Annotated in this window: 17 protein-coding genes and 1 other RNA gene; 9 read left to right on the top strand and 9 right to left on the bottom strand. The window is 35.8% G+C overall.

Going from position 1 to position 19,232, the window contains the following annotated elements; translation table 11 throughout:
- Positions 1-314 precede the first annotated feature (314 nt).
- From AAEU33_RS09410 to AAEU33_RS09400, 3 genes are all read left to right on the top strand, one after another.
- Entirely contained in the window at positions 315-2,354 is a 2,040-nt protein-coding gene (locus AAEU33_RS09410) for a T9SS type A sorting domain-containing protein (protein WP_345992258.1), read from the top strand.
- Positions 2,355-2,451: 97 nt separating this feature from the next.
- Complete coding sequence (locus AAEU33_RS09405; protein WP_172280074.1) at positions 2,452-3,342, top strand: DUF72 domain-containing protein; 891 nt, start codon at positions 2,452-2,454, stop codon at positions 3,340-3,342.
- A gap of 188 nt (positions 3,343-3,530) precedes the next feature.
- Positions 3,531-3,761 carry a hypothetical protein gene (locus tag AAEU33_RS09400; protein WP_172280076.1) on the top strand — a complete coding sequence of 77 codons (231 nt, stop codon included), beginning with the start codon at positions 3,531-3,533 and terminating at the stop codon, positions 3,759-3,761.
- A gap of 92 nt (positions 3,762-3,853) precedes the next feature.
- Here AAEU33_RS09400 and AAEU33_RS09395 read toward each other — a convergent pair whose 3' ends face one another.
- The 6 genes from AAEU33_RS09395 to AAEU33_RS09370 all read right to left on the bottom strand — a co-directional run bounded on the left by AAEU33_RS09395 (position 3,854) and on the right by AAEU33_RS09370 (position 10,466).
- Entirely contained in the window at positions 3,854-4,447 is a 594-nt protein-coding gene (locus AAEU33_RS09395; RefSeq protein WP_172280078.1) for a hypothetical protein, read from the bottom strand.
- A 39-nt stretch (positions 4,448-4,486) separates the two neighbouring features.
- Positions 4,487-5,131 carry an HD domain-containing protein gene (locus tag AAEU33_RS09390; RefSeq protein WP_172280079.1) on the bottom strand — a complete coding sequence of 215 codons (645 nt, stop codon included), beginning with the start codon at positions 5,129-5,131 and terminating at the stop codon, positions 4,487-4,489.
- Entirely contained in the window at positions 5,124-5,972 is an 849-nt protein-coding gene (locus AAEU33_RS09385) for an alpha/beta hydrolase (protein ID WP_345992255.1), read from the bottom strand. The genes AAEU33_RS09390 and AAEU33_RS09385 overlap by 8 nt, the downstream gene beginning before the upstream one ends.
- 89 nt (positions 5,973-6,061) lie before the next feature.
- Positions 6,062-6,955 carry a ribokinase gene (locus tag AAEU33_RS09380; RefSeq protein ID WP_172280083.1) on the bottom strand — a complete coding sequence of 298 codons (894 nt, stop codon included), beginning with the start codon at positions 6,953-6,955 and terminating at the stop codon, positions 6,062-6,064.
- A 57-nt stretch (positions 6,956-7,012) separates the two neighbouring features.
- The gene (locus AAEU33_RS09375) at positions 7,013-7,648 is read right to left on the bottom strand and encodes a DUF4241 domain-containing protein (RefSeq protein ID WP_345992253.1); all 636 of its coding nucleotides are present in this window, start codon (positions 7,646-7,648) and stop codon (positions 7,013-7,015) included.
- 202 nt (positions 7,649-7,850) lie between these two features.
- Positions 7,851-10,466: a valine--tRNA ligase gene (locus tag AAEU33_RS09370; RefSeq protein WP_345992251.1), complete on the bottom strand. Its 2,616-nt coding sequence runs from the start codon at positions 10,464-10,466 to the stop codon at positions 7,851-7,853.
- Between the two features lie 129 nt (positions 10,467-10,595).
- On the opposite strand from AAEU33_RS09370, the gene AAEU33_RS09365 reads away from it, so the two are divergent.
- Together AAEU33_RS09365 and AAEU33_RS09360 are read left to right on the top strand one after the other, a co-directional pair.
- On the top strand, positions 10,596-11,066 hold the full coding sequence (locus AAEU33_RS09365; protein ID WP_172280089.1) for a DUF1573 domain-containing protein: 471 nt from the start codon (positions 10,596-10,598) through the stop codon (positions 11,064-11,066).
- A gap of 77 nt (positions 11,067-11,143) precedes the next feature.
- Positions 11,144-12,013, top strand: coding sequence for a PPK2 family polyphosphate kinase (locus AAEU33_RS09360; RefSeq protein WP_345992250.1), 870 nt, complete (start codon positions 11,144-11,146; stop codon positions 12,011-12,013).
- A 129-nt stretch (positions 12,014-12,142) separates the two neighbouring features.
- Here AAEU33_RS09360 and rnpB read toward each other — a convergent pair.
- Positions 12,143-12,466, bottom strand: an RNA gene (gene rnpB, locus AAEU33_RS09355) — RNase P RNA component class A.
- A gap of 214 nt (positions 12,467-12,680) precedes the next feature.
- On the opposite strand from rnpB, the gene AAEU33_RS09350 reads away from it, so the two are divergent.
- Genes AAEU33_RS09350 through AAEU33_RS09340 form a run of 3 tightly spaced genes read left to right on the top strand, consistent with a single transcriptional unit; the run spans position 12,681 to position 15,524 of the window.
- A complete protein-coding gene (locus tag AAEU33_RS09350) occupies positions 12,681-13,172 on the top strand; it encodes a sigma-70 family RNA polymerase sigma factor (protein ID WP_172280093.1) in 492 nt (163 codons plus the stop codon).
- Positions 13,165-13,839 carry a beta-carotene 15,15'-monooxygenase gene (locus AAEU33_RS09345; RefSeq protein ID WP_273649139.1) on the top strand — a complete coding sequence of 225 codons (675 nt, stop codon included), beginning with the start codon at positions 13,165-13,167 and terminating at the stop codon, positions 13,837-13,839. The genes AAEU33_RS09350 and AAEU33_RS09345 overlap by 8 nt, the downstream gene beginning before the upstream one ends.
- A 59-nt stretch (positions 13,840-13,898) precedes the next feature.
- Complete coding sequence (locus AAEU33_RS09340) at positions 13,899-15,524, top strand: AMP-binding protein (protein ID WP_345992248.1); 1,626 nt, start codon at positions 13,899-13,901, stop codon at positions 15,522-15,524.
- Between the two features lie 43 nt (positions 15,525-15,567).
- Here the strand turns inward: AAEU33_RS09340 and rpoN are convergent, their stop codons facing one another.
- Both rpoN and asnS read right to left on the bottom strand, forming a co-directional pair.
- Positions 15,568-17,031, bottom strand: coding sequence for an RNA polymerase factor sigma-54 (gene rpoN / locus AAEU33_RS09335; protein WP_172280097.1), 1,464 nt, complete (start codon positions 17,029-17,031; stop codon positions 15,568-15,570).
- Positions 17,032-17,190: 159 nt separating this feature from the next.
- The gene (gene asnS, locus AAEU33_RS09330; protein WP_345992246.1) at positions 17,191-18,639 is read right to left on the bottom strand and encodes an asparagine--tRNA ligase; all 1,449 of its coding nucleotides are present in this window, start codon (positions 18,637-18,639) and stop codon (positions 17,191-17,193) included.
- Between the two features lie 423 nt (positions 18,640-19,062).
- On the opposite strand from asnS, the gene AAEU33_RS09325 reads away from it, so the two are divergent.
- Positions 19,063-19,224 carry an AraC family transcriptional regulator gene (locus tag AAEU33_RS09325; RefSeq protein ID WP_345992244.1) on the top strand — a complete coding sequence of 54 codons (162 nt, stop codon included), beginning with the start codon at positions 19,063-19,065 and terminating at the stop codon, positions 19,222-19,224.
- The last annotated feature ends 8 nt before the right edge of the window (positions 19,225-19,232 follow it).

Genomic DNA, 19,232 nt, shown 5'->3' with positions numbered 1-19,232 from the left:
CTTAAAGTAAACATGTAAGATGAGATCTTGGTAACATTTTACAAATAAATCTTTTACCGCATTGAAGCTATTTTAAGATATATGAACACAATATGAACAACGTTCATTTTACTAAATCAAAGCCTTGATAAAAAAGGAAAACATGGTAGAGGTACTCATCAGTATTTGTACGGATAACAAATATAGTATTAATACTATAGTAGTATTTCTAAGTTGCTAGGTTTAAAAATATAGTACTTTTGTAAGGTTAAGGTTTATAATTTCCTTCACTGGATATATCCTTATTAAAATTAGCAACCCCTTAAAAACACAATATGTACAAAATGCTATTTATCTTCTGTGTAAGCTTTTCCTGCATGGCTTATTCTCAGAACCTTAATTTTACAGATGCCAAATTTAAGGCCTTACTACTAACTTCAGGTCCGGGTAGTCAGATTGCAAAAGACATCAATGGCAACAATATTAAAATTGATGCAAATGGAGATGGACAGATTCAGCTTACTGAAGCCCAGCAAGTAAAAACTTTAAATATAAAGTTCAATGTGCTTCCCACTTACAATAGTCTTCCAAACCAAATCACCGATGCTCTTTTATTCCCCAATATCGAAGAACTTTACATCCATGACACAAAATCAGCGGTCATTAGTTTTGTTAACAATAATAAAATTAAAAAAGTTCTTTACACCGGAAGTGGTGGATTTGTAAACAATGTAGGAGTTAGCCACCGTGTTCCCATTGATTTTTCTTTCGACAATTGTGGTGCCGTAGAAAATGTGAATGACTTTGTTGCAGACATCAATTTATCTCCTTACGACCCCTCCACAATTTTGAGATATAAAAACTGCCTTCTCATCAAGGATGATATTGTCTTAAACAATAAAAACATTAAGGAGCTTCATATCAAAAACTGCCATGTAAAAACGCTCACCTTCACATCCTGTAAGCGGTTAGATAAGATCAGTGTTCCAAATTTAAATTCACTGACCAAAATTTCAGTTTCCGGATCTACCGGAACCATATTACCATCCGGAAATCAGAATATCCACCTTGTTGCGAAATCTTGTACAAACCTGGAAGAAGTTATAGCAGATACGGATCATTATGAAACCACGGGAGCTTATTTTACTTCAGTAGATCTAAACGGCTGTACTTCGTTAAAAAGGATCAAAGGTCTTAATGCATCCTCAATCAATTTCTCCAATGCTGGATTAATCAATTTAGAAGAGCTTGATGCATCATTCTACAACCGGTATGGTTATTATACTACTTCAGGAGTATATTTTGGAAATGTAACCTCTTTGGATGTATCCGGACTTCCCAAGTTGAAAATACTAAAAGCTTTTAATCAGCCCATAACCAATGCTATTTTCAATAGTGCGGCTGCTCTGGAAGATATGGACATCACAAATTCCAGTGGCTACATGGCTGTTTTGAATGTAGACAATCTTACGCATCTCCAAACTCTGAAAGCAGATATTCCCGGTGATCTGAATTTCCTGAATCCACATACTGATCTGCAACAGATTTCTGCACAAAACTGTACTTCTTTGGTCAATCTATCGATAAAAGGAAATAAAGACCTGAAAAGCTTAGACCTTCAGAATTGTTCGGCTATACAAACATTGAACCTTGGACCTAATTTACCAGGCAACTCACCTTTTGATACCTTTACGGAATTAAATAGCCTTAATATCAATCAATGTACCACCTTAAGGGAATTAGGTATTGCTAATACAAAAATTTCTACGATAGACCTTTCACAATGTCCACAATTGGAATCTGCTGATCTTGAATATAATTCATTAGTAAACAATATTAACTTTTCACAAAATGGTCAACTCAAGTATCTTACCCTGAGAAGCTGTCCGCTCATTACCAATCTGAATTTATCGGATTGCAACGTTTTAGAAGCTATTGCATTCTTTAACATGTCCGGATTAACCCAGGTGAATATCAAAAACAATGCATTGGAGGGTTGTGACTTTTCCGGGTACAGTAGTAATTTAACCATTTGTGTTGATCCTGCTCAACTTACCGATCTTCAAACTATGTATCCGGACATTAATTTCAGTACCAATTGCCCGGCTACTACCAATTCAAAAAATACGAAGCTAGACCATATAATAACCAAAATTGATGTATTTCCTAATCCTGTAAAAAATATCCTTCAGATAAGATCCCCTGAACCCGTGAATACAATAGATATATTTGACAGTATGGGGAGATCAGTATCACATCAGAGCTGTGGCAAAGGAGATTGCACTATTAATACGTCAGGTTATCCTGCAGGAATTTATCTTATCAAAATAAAGGCGAAATCTACTGAAATTTCAAAAAAAATAATAAAAAACTGATTCCCTTTTCCTTGATATCTTTAGCTTAAATTCATAAAATAATTGTCTTATTTTTATTTTATATTTGTTAGATACTTAATTCTTAAAAACTTCAAATATGAAATTCGGACAAGTAGAAGATCCTTCAAAAATAGATTTTACATTACCCAAAGATCACAGCAGAACCAAAGAGATCCTCAAACAAAATAAAAAGGGATTAGAGAATATCTCCATCGGATGTGCCAAATGGAATAAAACCGACCTCAAAGGATTTTATCCAAAAGGAACCAAGGACGAATTAACCTATTATGCTACCCAGTTCAATTCTATAGAACTCAATGCGACATTCTACGGAATGCCAACTCCTGACCAGGTATTGACATGGAAAGAAAAAACACCGGCAGGGTTTAAATTTTTCCCAAAGATTACCAATACAGTTTCCCATTTCAGGAGATTAATTGATGTAACAGAACCTGTAACCCAATTTGCAACATCGGTTCTTAATTTTGATGAAAAACTGGGTATGGTATTTCTTCAGCTTCATGATAACTTTAAACCAAAAGATTATGACAGATTAGAGAAGTTTGTCAAAGAATGGCCAAAAGAAGTCCCACTAGCTATAGAGCTCAGAAATACGGAATGGTTTAATGATGAAAACATTTTAAATACAACCTGCGATCTTTTTGAAGCCCATCATATCACTAATATTATTGTGGATACTGCCGGAAGAAGGGATATGCTTCATATGCGTCTTACCACTCCCAATGCTTTCATCCGCTATGTAGGAGCAAATGCAGAAAGTGACTACGAAAGATTGGATGATTGGTTAAAGCGAGTTACACAATGGAAAAAAGAAGGCCTCCAAAATTTATACTTTTTCGTCCATCAGAATATTGAAAAGGCGTCCCCTTTATTATCTGCTTATCTCATCAAAAAAATGAATGAGGAATGGAAAACCGACCTCCATGTGCCTCAAATGGCAACAGAAAGTATCCAAAGTTTATTTTAGCATAAAAAAAATATTCAGCTATTTAATCATTTAATTTAAGATTTTATAGCTTTTTTTTATGTTTTAACAGTAAATATATCACTGTTTGGTGTGAAAAATTTTTTATCAGCAAAAGGTTATATTTTTCACTAATAAATGATATATTGTAAGGTATAAAACCCTTATTACCAACTGTAAAAATCAAAACTATGGAAAAGGAAATATGTACTATCAGCATTACAAACAATTCTCTTGGTGACAATTACACCTTTTACGAAAATGAGAAGATTAAAAGAATCTACGACAGTACCAGCCAGCATCAGGATGTAACAGAATGGCTGACCTATGACCAGATCAGCAGTCAAAGCAAGGATAAGCTCATCAAAAACTGCCCGGAAGAGCTTAAAGAAAAAATCATGATAATTTTAAATTATCCGTGATGTAACAAGAGACATCGACACTATATTTAACTAAAAAAGAAAGATGATCTGCTGGCTTCAGCAGATCATCTTTTATTTTGAAAGGTTTACATTTATTTTTTAATTCTAAAAAGCAAGACCAAATTAAGAAATAGCAAAAGAAAATCGAGAGATACCCAGATTCCCAGTTTTACATTTTCATAATTATAGGCTTCCACCTGCTTTTTAGCAATCTCAGATAATTTTACACTTTGATTGATATAGTTGTTCACCTCAACGATCTGATCAATATTTTTGTTAGGAACAGAATGCTGTGAAAAATAAACCAGGTTTTTCTTTCCTAAATATCCGATAACCCAATACTCATCAGATTTATCCATCTTGAGGTATTCTATTCTGTAATATTCCGGGCGTATCTTTCCAATGTGCTTTGCCTCGTGCATTGCATTTTTATCAGGATTATTGACGTTGATGACATAAAAATCCAGGGTCTGAGGAAGTTTATTAATAACCTGCAAACCAACGGAATTACTCACCACTCCAACAGCACTTTTCTTGATAAACCAATAAGTGAATACCGAGATTGAAAAAATAAGCGTTGCGATACGGAACAGTTTTGCCCATTCAGCACCTTTTCCTGATTTTACCTTAGATAAAATAAGAGAGAGGACAGAACAAAGAAAGATAACAAAGATGATTAATCCCATGCTGCAAATATACTGATTTAAGAATTTTAAGAAAGAACGTTAATCAACATTCCATTCTTTATAAAACTGATCAAGAAATTGAAGCATCACCTCATGCCGTTCCTGAGCCAGTTCTTTTCCTTTCTCTGTGTTCATTAAATCCTTTAAAAGTAATAATTTCTCGTAAAAATGATTGATTGTAGTGCCGTCAGATTTTTTGTATTCCTCTTTCGACATATTCAGCTTTGGCTTAATATCCGGATGATACATCAGGTTATTTTTAAATCCACCAAAATTAAAGGTTCTTGCAATACCTATTGCTCCTATAGCATCCAAACGGTCTGCATCCTGAACAATCTTTAATTCAATAGGTAAATTCTGCGGAGCTTCTCCCCTGTTTTTAAACGAAATATTCTTAATAATAAAAAGGACCTGCCCGATAATTTCTTCTGAAACATGCTGCTCTTCCAAAAACTCACGGGACACTTTTAACGCAATTGTTTCATCACCATCATGAAATTTGGGATCTGCTATATCGTGAAGCAAAGCTCCCAATTCTACAACTTCTTTGTTACAGTTTTCATTTTCAGCAATTTTCCTGGAAAGCTTCCAGACTCTTTCGATATGAAACCAATCATGTCCTGCTTCTGCTCCTTTAAGTTTTTCCTTTACAAAATCTATTGTCTTTTCAATTACACTACTCATTATGTATTAATTCATTTAAAATAATATTCCAAAGCTTCTTGTTATAGCTCCTGAAAAAATTAACATGTCCTATTTCTCCTTTTTCAGATTCTGAAGTTTTTACAAGGCGATATGTCGGTTTAAGGTTGGGATACGTGTCGTTTAATAGACTCTTTACTCCTTTATCCGTAAGCCAGACATCATCTTCAGCCCTGATTACAAAAACTTTTTGAGTCAATTTTTTAGAATAATCATCAATTTTTTCCAGTAAACCGTTTGTTGATTTTTTATTCAAAATTAAGGTTCTCCAATCATAAGCGCAATTTTTAGGAAGACTTTCTCCAAGTCCAAACCAATGAGCCGGAAAATAACCCAGAAGCTGAGTTGCTAAAGGCTGGACAATCCCAAATCCAAGATAAGCTTCTATTTTCGTCCTGAATTTCAGATTCCCAACAAACGCATTTTGTGTTCCCACAAAAAAGAATTCTTTAAACATCTCCGAATCCTTATTCATCCCAAGGATCAATGCTCCAACAGAATGTCCCAGGCAATATTTCTCATATCCTGTAAAGCGGATTCTGATGTAGGTGGTTACTGCTTTATAATCCCGGGAACCCCAGATTCGCATGGAAGCCTCGAAGCCTTTCATCTGCTCCGGTTTTGAAAGCCCGATTCCCCGATAATCATACGTGATCACTGTAAATCCCTGCTCTGAAAAATATTGTGCAAAGGAAAAGTAAACGTGCTGTTTTACGCCTGTAGCAGAATTGATTAGTAATAATTTATTATTGCTCTGTTCCGGCAGGAAAAGGTGGGCGACAATAGAAATGTGATCTGTGGTTTTTAGAATTAGTTTTTCCATAGTGTAAAAAGAAAAAATCCACTCAAAAGTGGAAATTTTTACTGTTTATTTTATGTTAATTATATACTTTCGATATGTACCAAATAGCTTTAAATAACATAATCGGACATTCTAGGCAATCCGGTTTGCGATCCTTTTCTCGTAGAGACTTTTAAAGAAACTTCATTTCCAAATTTTACACACTCCTCAATAGGATTATTATGACACAAGGCTATGGCAAATCCGGATGTAAATGCATCTCCCATTCCCATTTTATGTACCGTTTTATTATCATTATGGTTTCTGAAGTATTTCATTTCAGTTCCATCAAAGTAAATCGTGGAATTCGTATCATCCCTTACAAAAACTTTATTAAAATATTTTTCAAGAACCCGCTCTTTTTCCTCTTCACCAAAAACAATATAGAGTTCACTACTTTTTACGATTACAAAATCCACATTTTCCAGTACTTCTTCGCTAAGCTTCATAGCAGGTGAAGCATAGAGACCAACTTTTTTTCCGTATTTTTTTGCCTTTCTAATGGTATATTCAACAACTTCTATAGAAACTTCTAACTGAACCAGGATAAGATCTGCCGTAGGAAAATACCGGTCTGCATCTTCAATATGTTTGGTACTTAAAAGCTTATTTGCAGCCGGTACCACAACAATGGCAGCATTACCATCAGAAGTCGTCACATAAGCTGTTCCTGTAGCTTCTTTGTCTGTTTCTGCAACAAATCCTACATTCACATTTTCATTCACCAGATTACGCATAATTTGCTGTCCCAGTGGGTCCATTCCCACACATCCAATGAAATAAACACTGGCACCCAATCTTGCAGTTCCTACAGCCTGATTGGCTCCTTTTCCACCAAAATAACTATCCGAATTAATGGCTAAAACAGTATCGTTAGGAGCCGGAAGTTTTTCAGTTTCCAGAACAAGATCTATGGAAGAGCTGCCAACAACTATAATTTTGGGTTGTACTGAGGAAAAGTTCATTGCGGTTAAATTGGTTTATACAAAAATAAAAAATTAGGAATACTAATATAACAATAATTAACTTATTTCAATAAATTCCGTAACTACCTTTACAGGCTCATTATTTTTATCATACGCAATATAGCTGGCATAGAAACCTTCTCCATATCCTGTCTCGAAAGCAAAGATAGTTCCCGGATGCTCATCCGCAGGTTTCAAAAAGGCATATTGATCGATTGCTCCGTTTTCATCAAAAAAATATTCGTGGAAAAACTCCTCATAAATTCCCATAAAGTCGGCACCTTTACTGTGATACAATCTTTTTTCCAGTTCATTAAGTTTTTCCTGGGTATCAACATCCATAAAACACCCCATCCCACTTTCTACAGGATAACCAAATATCTCACCCTCTGCAAGGTCTTTTATATCCTGACCGGAAGTAGTTGCCAATTTCCATTCTGTGATTTCTGAGTGACTGAAAATAATTTCAGCATAGGCTACGCAGTTACTTTCTCTCTCCTTATGTAATAGAACTGCAAAATCCCCTTTTGGGAAATCTGTAGTAAAAGGCTGCATATCATTTGTGATCAAAGGGTCGCAAGCTACCAATTTCCCACTGGAAAGGTAAATTTTCCCAACCTCAAAGCTTTCTAACAAAGGACTTTCTACAAAATCTCTTGAAAACAGCTTTTTTATATTCTCTACGTGCGTCATTTTTATTGTCTTTATTTATTGGTGATGAGCTGATCCGCTTACAAGTTATTTTGGCAGCTCATCTGCTCTTCAGATATTATGTCTGAACTACTGTATTAAATTCACAAAAGAAGACAAGTTAAACTGGTCTTCTTTTATGGATATAGTTTCCGGGATTGTCCGGATTGATATTTGTTTTATTTCAAGATAAGTGCCAAAAGATTTATAAGCTCTTCAGCTTCTCTTCCAAAATAGCAATTTTATCCTGTGCATCTTTCTGTTTCTTACGTTCCGCTTCTACAACTTCTGCTTTAGCATTGGCTACAAATTTTTCGTTGGAGAGCTTTTTTTCTACAGAAATTAAAAATCCTTTCAAATACTTTATTTCGTCTTCCGTTTTTGTTTTCTCTTCAGCAAGATCCAGGTTTTCGCTCAATGGAATGGACACTTCGGTAGAACCTACCAGGAATGTAAAACTTGGTTTATTTGTTTTTTCACCAAAATAAATGTCTGAAATATTCGCCAGTTTTCTGATAACGGCTTCATTGGCAAACTCTGAAGAACCCGTATAAATTTCAGCTGCCTCTTTAGGAGAAATCCCCTTCGTCTGGCGATAGTTTCTAACTCCTGAAATAAGTTCCTGAGCCATTTCAAAGTTTTTGATAATAGTCTCATTAAATTTTCCTGCTTTTTTCTGCTGAGAGATAATCAACGCTTCCTCTATACTTCTTTCCGAAATCGTCTGCCATAATTCTTCCGTAAGGAATGGCATAAAAGGATGAAGTAATTTCATTAATTCTTCAAAGAAATAAATAGTCTTTTCGTATACTTCTCTCGAAATCCCTTCACCATAATTAGGTTTGATAGCCTCCAGATACCACGAACAGAAATCATCCCAGATTAATTTATAAACCAAATGCAAAGCATCAGAAATTCTGAATTTCTCAAACTGATCATTAATTTCAGCAATCGCTTTGTTCAATTTATTTTCGAACCACTCTATTGTCTGGTTTTCCGTTACGTTGGCCGGTTTATCTTCATGATTCCACATATTGATTAATCGGAAAGCACTCCAGATCTTGGTCATGAAATTTCTCCCCTGAAGCATAAGATCTTCATCAAAAAGGAGATCATTTCCTGCAGCAGCACTTAGTAAGATTCCAACACGCACACCATCAGCACCATATTTATCAATTAATTCCAAAGGATCCGGTGAGTTTCCTAAAGACTTGGACATCTTTCTTCTTTGCTTATCTCTAACAATACCGGTAAAATAAACATTTTTAAAAGGAACTGTCTTTTTATATTCTAATCCAGCCATGATCATTCTCGCTACCCAGAAGAAAATAATATCCGGACCTGTTACCAGATCAGAAGTAGGATAATAATACTGAATATCTTTATTTTCAGGATCAAGAAGCCCGTCAAATACAGACATAGGCCATAACCATGATGAGAACCAGGTATCTAAAGCATCCTGATCTTGTGTAAGGCTTTCAGCTGTAAAATTTTGGTTCCCTGTTTTTTGTTTTGCTAATTCTAAAGCTTCTTCTTTTGTTTCTGCAACTACAAAATCTTCATCTCCGCTTCCATAATAATAAGCAGGGATCTGCTGCCCCCACCAAAGCTGGCGGGAAATATTCCAGTCACGGATGTTTTCCATCCAATGTTTATAGGTATTTTTGAATTTTTCAGGATAAAACTTAATTTCATCGTCCATTACTACATCCAAAGCAGGCTGAGCAAGTTCAGACATTTTCAGGAACCATTGAACAGAAATTTTAGGCTCGATCACTGCTCCTGTTCTTTCAGAAGTCCCTACCTTATTTACATAATCCTCAGCTTTTAAAAGAAGATCTTTTTCTTCCAGTTCTTTTGCAATCTGTTTTCTTACCTCAAACCTGTTTTTCCCGGCATAATGTAATCCATACTCATTAAGATTTCCATCATCATCTAAAGCATCAATCATTTTCAACTGATGTTTTTGCCCGATCTCGTAATCATTGGTATCGTGAGCAGGAGTAATTTTCAGTGCACCGGTTCCAAATTCAATATCCACATATTCATCTTCGATGATAGGTACTGCACGGTTCACGATAGGTACGATCACATTTTTACCTTTCAGGTGAGCATATCTTTCATCATTAGGATTGATACAAACAGCAGTATCCCCAAAGATTGTTTCAGGACGCGTCGTCGCAACAGAAAGGAATTCTTCGGAACCTTCTATTTTATATTTCAGGAAATATAATTTCCCGTTCTGTTCTTTAAATATTACTTCCTCATCAGATATGTTCGTTTTTGCTTCCGGATCCCAGTTAACCATTCTGTAGCCTCTGTAGATCAATCCTTTATTATAAAGATCAACAAAACTTTTAATTACCTGTGCTGAAAGCTTATCCTCCATCGTAAACCTGGTTCTGTCCCAGTCGCATGAACAACCCAATTTCTTCAGCTGTTCGAGGATGGTTCCCCCATATTTGTCAGTCCATTCCCATGCATGTTTTAAAAACTCCTCACGGGTAATATCAGATTTATTGACTCCCTCAGATTTCAGTTTAGCAACAACTTTAGCTTCAGTAGCAATTGAAGCGTGATCTGTTCCCGGAACCCAGCAGGCATTAAAGCCCTGCATTCTTGCACGGCGGACCAGAACATCCTGAATGGTATTGTTCAACATATGTCCCATGTGTAAGATCCCCGTCACGTTTGGCGGAGGAATTACGATGGTATATGGTGGCTTGTCATTAGGCTCCGAATGGAAAAACTTGTTTTCCAACCAGTAGTTGTACCATTTTTGTTCTGTTTCCTGTGGATTATACTTTTCTGAAATCTGCATAAATTCTATTTCTTTAGCTTACAATTTGCAAAAATAGCTTAAAGAAAAAAAATTTTCAGTATGAATTAAAATAATTTTTAACTTTGTTTCTTAAAGTTTATCTAAACAAACATATTAACATTCAAGAATATGAAAAAATTAATTGCAGGAATTGCACTATTTGGAACATTTGCTATTGCATCTGCACAAACTATTACTTTTGATAAAACCACTTTCGATTATGGTACTATTAAGCCTAGTGCAGACGGTACAAGATTTTTTACAGTAACTAACACAGGTGATAAGCCTTTGGTAATTTCTAACGTAAAACCTTCTTGTGGATGTACAACTCCTGAATTTAGTACAGATCCTGTAATGCCAGGAAAATCTGCTAAAATTAAAGTTGGATACAATACGACAATCAACGGACCATTCAACAAAATGATTGAAGTATTTTCTAATGACCCGGCAAACAGCAGAAGTGTAATTTACATCAAAGGAAATGTAGATGCTAACGCTCCTGAAGTTGCAGCTACTCCTGCAAAGGTTGAAACTGCAGCAGATGCTAAAGCGGCTAAAAAAGCGGCTAAGGCAGCGAAAAAAGTTGCTGCGGCAAAATAAGCTCTACTCAGAAAAAATAAAAAAACCGTCTACATGTAGACGGTTTTTTTATTACATTTATTTCAAATATATAATTTATGGACACCAATTTCTCAGACGATTTTGAAGTAAAAGGAAAATTTTCCATCAAAAAAACCTCAACGGAATACAAGGGACCTCTTACTAAACAAGAAGGACAGGCAATGCTGGCTATAGAAAAAGAAAAACTTCGTAACCTTCAGGAGAAGTTGTATGCGGATGGAAGCCAGTCTCTCCTTATCATCTTACAGGCGATGGATGCCGCAGGAAAAGACAGTCTTATTGAGCATGTGTTTGGTGGAGTAAATCCACAGGGCTGTAATGTAACAAGTTTTAAAACCCCAAGTTCAAAGGAATACGCCCATGATTTTTTATGGAGACATTATATTGCACTACCTCAAAAAGGAATGATCGGAATCTTTAACCGTTCACATTATGAAAGTGTTTTGGTTTGTAAGGTGCACCCGGAATACAATCTCAGTGAAAAAACATGGAAGTCCATAAAAGATTTTGACGCCAAATTCTGGGAAAACAGATATGAGAGTATAAGAAATTTCGAAAAACACCTCTCTCAGAACGGAACTAAAATCATTAAAATATTTTTAAATGTTTCAAAAAAGGAACAAAAGCAAAGGCTGCTGGACAGAATTAACGAGCAAGAAAAAAACTGGAAGTTCTCGGCTGCTGATCTTCCGGAAAGGGCATTGTTTGATCAATATATGAGCGCTTATGAACAGGCTATTAATGAGACTTCAAAAGATTATGCTCCGTGGTACGTATTACCTGCAGACAATAAATGGTTTGCAAGAGTAGCCGCTATCCAGATCATTATTGATGCATTAGAAAAGATGGACCTTAAATATCCGGCACTTTCTGATAAGGACAAGAAAGGACTTGTTGATGCTAAAAAAGCCCTTGAGAACGAATAGCATCATAAACAATGCTTCAACTTGTAAAATTCATATTTTCAAGTCGAAATTAATTATCTTAACAGGCTCAGAAATACAAAAGCGGGGAATAATCCCCGCTTTATTTATAGTCATTTCGTTATCTAAAAAATCACGAGAAAATCTATAAGCCGGATTTTGTACTTCCTGAGAAGTGCCTGTTATTTATCTGCGTCTTACATTGCTGCAAAACTTTTGCTGATTACCCCTCGGCTTTCAGAGCGAGCAACTCCTATTTTCATTACTGAAAAGAACCGATATACTTATCATTGCACCGCAAAGAGTTTACCTGGTTTCACTACAGCCGAACTGTACTTGCTTTCTGTTGCACTTGTCCTACCCTCACGGGTGACGGATGTTATCCGCTTTGCTGCTCTATGGTGTCCGGACTTTCCTACCCTTGCCAAAACAAAGATCAACAGGCCGATTTTCTCGTGGGCGCAAAGATACGAATTAAAGGCTTTACATTATATGTTATGACGATTACTTATAAGCCTGCCGAACAATACGCTTTCTTAATCAAAGACAAACAATCCGATAAAGCTTAAGTATATGGTAAGTGCCGATTACCAAAACTTGCAATTTATAATTCATAACCCTTCACTAATTAGCACATTATTATTATCTTCGTGCCTTTATACATCTAATTGTGATTTCCAGAGAAAAAGAATTTGCGCAGCTCATAAAAGATAATCAGGGATTGATTATCAAAGTTTCGCGTCTTTATACCAATTCTCTGGAAGATGAAGAAGATCTCTTTCAGGAAATTGTCCTGCAGCTTTGGAGAAGCTATGACTCCTTTAAAGGGAACTCAAAGATCTCCACATGGATGTATCGTGTTGCCTTAAATACAGCCATTACCCTTTTCAGAAAAAAAAGCAAGAGCCTTCCTACAAATGAGCTGGACATCAATCATAAAGACTTCATTGAGGATGATGATGAAAAACAACAGCAGATTTCACTTCTATACACCGTGATCAAGACATTGCCTAATGTAGAAAGAGCTATTGTAATGATGTATTTAGATGATTTGCCCTATAAGGATATCGCAGAAAACCTCGGGATAACTGAGGTAAATGCCCGTGTGAAAATGAACAGATTAAAGAAAACCCTTAAAGAACAGATGGAAAAATATGCCTGATTTTGATTTAGACAGCTTTAAGAAAACATGGCAGGAACAGCCTGTTCAGCAAAAATACGACAATAGTGAGATTCTTAATATGCTCAACAGAAAGTCACGTAACTACGTGAAATATATTTTCTGGATCAGTGTTTTTGAATTTTTACTTTTCTCCGTAATGGGGCTATTTTATTTCTTTCAGGGAGAAGAAACCAATGGATTCCTCAACGTTTTAGAAAAACTGGGTGCTCGAAAAACTCCCGAAGTGGAAAACAGTTTTGACAAGATATATCTGATCCTTAAGATTCTTAGTTTACTTGTTACTGCCTATTTTGTCTATAAATTTTATCAGAATTATCGAAGAATAAAAATCGAAGAAAACCTTAAAGGCCTTATTACCCGAATTATTAAGTTCAAGAAGACGGTTAATGCCTTTATTTTAATCAGTATTGTTTTACTCGTTGCTTTTACTTCTATTTTTACAGTCTTTATTTTTTATGCGTTAAACTCTCAAAATGTAGAACCTGCCAACTCGGCCGTTATCATTTTCATCATAGGTACTGTATTGAGTACCGGACTGTGTGTTTTGCTGATCTGGTTATACTACAGACTTGTTTATGGAATTATCATGAGAAAACTTGATAAGAATCTTGCACAGCTAAGAGACATTGATTCCCTGGAAAATTAACTTTTCCCAGGCGCTATCTTAGGATTTATTTGTTATTTTAGATCAATAAATCTTTTTGTATGGCTTTATCTTATGTATCCGGAGCTTCAAATATTCCTTTACTTGGAGAAACAATCGGTAAAAACCTTAAAAGAACAGTTGAAAAATACCCTGATCATGAAGCTTTAGTTTCTGTTCAGCAGAACTATCGAGCAAGCTACAAAGAATTTTATGACCAGACCACAGCCGTTGCTAAAGCTCTTATTCACTTAGGCACAAAATCTGGTGACAGGATAGGAATCTGGTCTGCCAACAGGTATGAATGGGTATTGCTTCAATATGCTACTGCAAGAATTGGCAGCATTTTAGTGAATATAAATCCTGCATACAGAACTCACGAACTTACATACGTTCTCAATCAGTCAGAAGTTCGTTTTATCTTTTCTTCTTTATCCTTTAAGACCAGTAATTATAAAGAAATGGTTGAATATGCAAAGGAAGTATGTCCTACATTGGACGGTGCCATTTTCTTTGACGACAGTTGGGAACAGTTTCTGGAAAAAGGAAATTCAGTTTCCGATGAAACCTTACGAAATTTTGAAGAAAATATCGAATTTGATGATCCCGTCAATATCCAATATACATCCGGTACAACCGGTTTTCCCAAAGGAGTTACCCTTTCCCATCATAATATTCTGAATAATGGTTACTTTATCGGAATACGGCTGCATTACACAGAAAAGGATAGAGTTTGTATTCCAGTACCTTTTTATCATTGCTTTGGGATGGTTATAGGAAACATTTGTTGCACTGCACATGGCGCCTGTATTGTAATTCCCAATGAGAGCTTTGATCCGGACATTACCCTACAGGTAGTTTCTGATGAAAAATGCACGTCATTGTACGGAGTTCCTACCATGTTTATTGCTGAATTGGCAGTAAAAGATTTTAATACATTTGATTTCTCTAATTTAAGAACCGGAGTTATGGCCGGGTCTGTATGTCCACCAGAAATCATGAAAAAGGTGGAAAGTCTTATGAATATCAAAGAAATGAGTATTTGCTATGGAATGACGGAAACCTCACCGGTTTCAACCCAGACATTAATAGGAACATCTTTGGAAAAACAGGTAAGTACCGTGGGTACCGTTCAGGATCACCTTGAAATAAAAATCATAGATGAGAATGGCAGAACGGTGGAACGTGGTGAGCATGGCGAACTTTGTACCCGGGGATACTCTGTAATGCTCAAGTACTGGAATGATCCGGAAAATACAAGAAAGGTTATTGATGATGCCCGATGGATACATACCGGCGACCTTGCTGTAATGGATTCTGAAGGTTATATTACCATTTCCGGAAGAATAAAAGATCTCATTATCCGTGGCGGTGAAAATATTTCCCCAAAGGAAATTGAAGATTTTCTATATACCTATCCCAACATTCTTGATGTACAGATTATAGGTGTTCCCAGCGAAAAGTTCGGAGAAGAAGTAATGGCATGGGTGAAGGTGAGGAATGGCTTTGATGTGACCGAAGATGAACTTCTTAACTACTGTACCGGGAAGATTGCCCATTACAAGATTCCTAAATACTGGAAATTTGTAGAAGAATTCCCAATGACGATTTCAGGAAAAATAAGAAAGGTTGAAATGCGTGAAATCTCGGTCAAAGAATTAAAGCTAGACCACTTAAGGAACAATTAATATAACCATAAAAAATGCCCGGCTCTCCGGGCATTTATATTTTTTAAAGTTCTTTTCTTAATCTTGCAACTGGAATGTTAAGTTGTTCCCTGTATTTTGCAATTGTTCTTCGGGCAATATTATATCCCTGTTCTTTTAAGATAACCACTAAGGCGTCATCGGTAAGAGGCTTTCTTTTATTTTCTTTACTGATCACTTCCTGAAGATGAGTTTTAATTTCTTTAGTAGAAACTTCTTCTCCATCATCGTTTGTTAAACTGTCAGAAAAGAGGTCTTTAAGATAAATAATACCGTTTGGTGTATCAGCATATTTACTTTTTACTACTCTTGAAATCGTAGAAATATCAAAACCTGTGATATCTGCAATATCTTTAAGAATCATCGGTTTTAAAGATTTTTCATCTCCGGTAATAAAATACTCCTTCTGAAACTTTACAATAGCCGTAATCGTTTGCAATAAGGTATTCTGACGCTGGTTGATTGCATCAATATACCATTTCGCTGCATCCAGCTTTTGCTTGATAAATAATGCAGCTTGTTTATGCTCTGAAGAGTTTTTATCATGAGAATAGGTGGTAAGGATATCTTTATATTCTTCAGAAACCCTTAATGTAGGTGCATTCTTACTATTAAGCATCGGAATAACCACTCCATCCTTCACCTGAATTACAAAATCCGGGATAATTTCCTGATTGATCGTTATCGTTTGCGTATCAAAATTACCTCCGACTTTAGGAGATAGTTTCGAAATTTCTTCCAGAGCATCTTTCAGATCTTCTTCTTCGATATCATACTTCTGGATGATTTTATTATAATGCTTATTGGTTAAAGCATCAAACTGATGTCTCAAAATATTAGCTGCTAAAGAAACAGCTTTATCCGAACTTACTTTCTTCTCGATTTGGAGAAGAAGGCATTCCTGTAATCCCCTCGCTCCTACTCCCGGCGGGTCCAGTTTCTGTACATAATTTTCCAGAATATCTTCAGCCTTTTCTATAGTTGTATAAATACCCTGTGAGAAAGCAAGATCATCTACAATAGACTTGATCTCCCTTCTAAGGTATCCATCGGTATCCAGATTCCCAATGATATACTCGGCAATTTTTATGTCCTCAGGATTGATATTGGCCAGGTGGATCTGTTCCAATAGATAATCGTATAGAGACTGCCCTTCGGTCAGAAGGCTTTCATTATCGAATTCCTCATCGTCCGCAGAATAATTACTCGAAGCAGTTTTATAGCTTGGCTCATCGTCATAGATATATTCATTCACATCAAAATCAGTTTCAATGCTTTCATTTCCTTCATTCTCATAAGAATCCTCAAGAGAAGCATAATCATCCTCTTTAGATTCCTCCTTTGCGATTTCCAGGGCCGGGTTTTCTTCTAACTCTCTTTCCAGTTCCTCTTCAAATTCCAAAGTATGAAGTTGAATCAGCTTCATTAATTGGATCTGCTGAGGAGCCAACTTTTGTCCTAGTTTGAGTTGTAAGTGTTGTTTAAGCATATTACTCTTTGTGTTTTAACATAAGATATTCCACGAATTTAATCAATTTTTTTTTAAAAATTTCATATTTAGCATGATTTTTGCATTATATAATTTAACATAATAAGCTATTATTAAAAATAAAAAAGCCTTAAATTAAATTTAAGGCTTTTTTTGTATCTAGAATTCAGCACTTTTCGGCGTTCTTGGAAAAGGAATCACGTCTCTGATATTCGTCATCCCTGTTACAAAAAGAATAAGTCTTTCCAGACCTAATCCAAATCCTGAGTGAGGTACCGAACCAAATTTTCTGGTATCCATATACCACCAAAGTTCTTGTTCCTCAACATGCATTTCCTTCATTTTCTGTCTAAGAACTTCAATTCTTTCCTCCCTTTCAGAACCTCCGATGATTTCTCCGATTCCAGGGAAAAGAACATCCATTGCTCCTACTGTTTTGTTATCATCATTCAAACGCATGTAGAATGCTTTGATATCTTTCGGATAATCAAAAAGAACTACCGGGCTTTCAAAATGTTTCTCTACCAGGAATCTTTCATGCTCAGACTGGAGATCGGCCCCCCAGCTTTCGATTGGGAACTGGAATTTTCCTTTCTTATTCTCTTTAGAATTCAATAATATTTCAATAGCTTCCGTATAGCTTACACGCATAAAACGTTTAGCCACTACATTTTGAAGCTTTTCTATAAGACCTTCTTTAGCTCTTTCCTTTTCAGGCTTAGCTTTTTGTTCTTCGGCAAATCTTTTATCTAAAAATTCAAGATCATCTTTACAGTTATCCAATACATACTGGATCACATATTTCAGGAAATCTTCTGCCAGATCAATGTTATCTTCAAGGTTGTTGAAAGCAACCTCTGGCTCTACCATCCAGAATTCCGCAAGGTGACGGGTAGTATTTGAATTTTCAGCACGGAACGTAGGTCCGAAGGTGTAAATCCTTCCCAATCCCATTGCAGCAGTTTCGCCTTCCAGCTGTCCGGAAACAGTAAGATTGGTTTGCTTTCCAAAGAAATCCTGACTATAATCAATAGCTCCATCTTCTGTTCTCGGAATATTATTCAGATCAAAACCAGTCACCCCGAACATCTCTCCCGCTCCTTCAGCATCTGCACCTGTAATGATCGGTGTATGAATGTTGAAAAACTGATTTTTGTTAAAGAATGAATGAATAGCAAAAGTTACCGCATGACGTACTCTGAATACAGCACCAAATAAATTGGTTCTGAATCTTAAATGCGCCTGCTCACGAAGTTTTTCCAGACTGTGTTTCTTTGGCTGAAGAATCGTTGTCTGTAGCTCCTCCGTAAAGTTATCCCCTAAAACAACAATCTTCTTAGCAATAATCTCTACCGTTTGTCCTGCACCCTGGCTTTCAACAACCTCTCCTACCACTTTTAGGGAAGAAGCTGTACTGATCTTATTAATAAGAGCCTCATCAAAATTTTCAAAATCAACAACTATTTGCAAATTATTAATTGTAGATCCATCATTTAATGCTATAAAGCGATTTGAACGGAAAGCTTTTACCCAACCGTATACCGTAATGTCATGATGTAATACCTTTTTGTAATCCTGTAGGATTTCTTTAATCGTTTGCTTTTTCATTTGTTGATTATAAATTTTCGTATAAAAATTAATGTCTGCAAAGTTACAAAAAAACAGCGCAAGTTGATGATTGCGTCGTCTTTAAAAAATCATCGACCCATTATTTAATATAAAATCTATTATTTACCTGGTTTTAATTAAAAAAACAGGCCTCATTCTTTGTTTTCCATAGCTTATTTTCCGTGCTGGGGAAAAGCTCAACAACACCATACCGTCACTTTGAAAGTAACTAAGTGATTAGATCAATCAAATCAATTTTCAAATATTTGCCAATGATTTAATAATTTTTAAACAACTGCATTGTAAAATACCATATAAGAGCCGATTAATAATTAAACAGAAAAATGATAATGAACACACTTCGTAAAGGTGAATTTTTCGGGCAAACCAATCAAACTCTTGATTTTGATGGTTTAACCAAAATTGAAAGTAAATCAATCACTTGGTTTTCTTCATAGAAATTATGGATTCCTAACAGATGTCGCTCTTGAATGCGGTTTTTCTGATCAGAGCCATTTCATCCGTTGCTTCAGGGAAAACATGGGAGTTACCCCGTTAAAATATAGAAATCTTTTAAATAAGTAATGCAACAG

This window comes from Chryseobacterium sp. Chry.R1, from assembly GCF_039645525.1.
In the GTDB taxonomy this organism is placed as follows: domain Bacteria; phylum Bacteroidota; class Bacteroidia; order Flavobacteriales; family Weeksellaceae; genus Chryseobacterium; species Chryseobacterium proteolyticum.
Note: the sequence above shows the minus strand (reverse complement) of the source record. Positions and strands in the feature narration are given on the sequence as shown.

Excerpts from the sequence above, each read along its gene's own strand:
- AAEU33_RS09410 (WP_345992258.1), top strand. The coding sequence starts at position 315 with ATGTACAAAATGCTATTTATCTTCTGTGTAAGCTTTTCCTGCATGGCT.
- AAEU33_RS09405 (WP_172280074.1), top strand. The coding sequence starts at position 2,452 with ATGAAATTCGGACAAGTAGAAGATCCTTCAAAAATAGATTTTACATTA.
- AAEU33_RS09400 (WP_172280076.1), top strand. The coding sequence starts at position 3,531 with ATGGAAAAGGAAATATGTACTATCAGCATTACAAACAATTCTCTTGGT.
- AAEU33_RS09395 (WP_172280078.1), bottom strand. The coding sequence starts at position 4,447 with ATGGGATTAATCATCTTTGTTATCTTTCTTTGTTCTGTCCTCTCTCTT.
- AAEU33_RS09390 (WP_172280079.1), bottom strand. The coding sequence starts at position 5,131 with ATGAGTAGTGTAATTGAAAAGACAATAGATTTTGTAAAGGAAAAACTT.
- AAEU33_RS09385 (WP_345992255.1), bottom strand. The coding sequence starts at position 5,972 with ATGGAAAAACTAATTCTAAAAACCACAGATCACATTTCTATTGTCGCC.
- AAEU33_RS09380 (WP_172280083.1), bottom strand. The coding sequence starts at position 6,955 with ATGAACTTTTCCTCAGTACAACCCAAAATTATAGTTGTTGGCAGCTCT.
- AAEU33_RS09375 (WP_345992253.1), bottom strand. The coding sequence starts at position 7,648 with ATGACGCACGTAGAGAATATAAAAAAGCTGTTTTCAAGAGATTTTGTA.
- AAEU33_RS09370 (WP_345992251.1), bottom strand. The coding sequence starts at position 10,466 with ATGCAGATTTCAGAAAAGTATAATCCACAGGAAACAGAACAAAAATGG.
- AAEU33_RS09365 (WP_172280089.1), top strand. The coding sequence starts at position 10,596 with ATGAAAAAATTAATTGCAGGAATTGCACTATTTGGAACATTTGCTATT.
- AAEU33_RS09360 (WP_345992250.1), top strand. The coding sequence starts at position 11,144 with ATGGACACCAATTTCTCAGACGATTTTGAAGTAAAAGGAAAATTTTCC.
- AAEU33_RS09345 (WP_273649139.1), top strand. The coding sequence starts at position 13,165 with ATGCCTGATTTTGATTTAGACAGCTTTAAGAAAACATGGCAGGAACAG.
- AAEU33_RS09340 (WP_345992248.1), top strand. The coding sequence starts at position 13,899 with ATGGCTTTATCTTATGTATCCGGAGCTTCAAATATTCCTTTACTTGGA.
- rpoN (WP_172280097.1), bottom strand. The coding sequence starts at position 17,031 with ATGCTTAAACAACACTTACAACTCAAACTAGGACAAAAGTTGGCTCCT.
- asnS (WP_345992246.1), bottom strand. The coding sequence starts at position 18,639 with ATGAAAAAGCAAACGATTAAAGAAATCCTACAGGATTACAAAAAGGTA.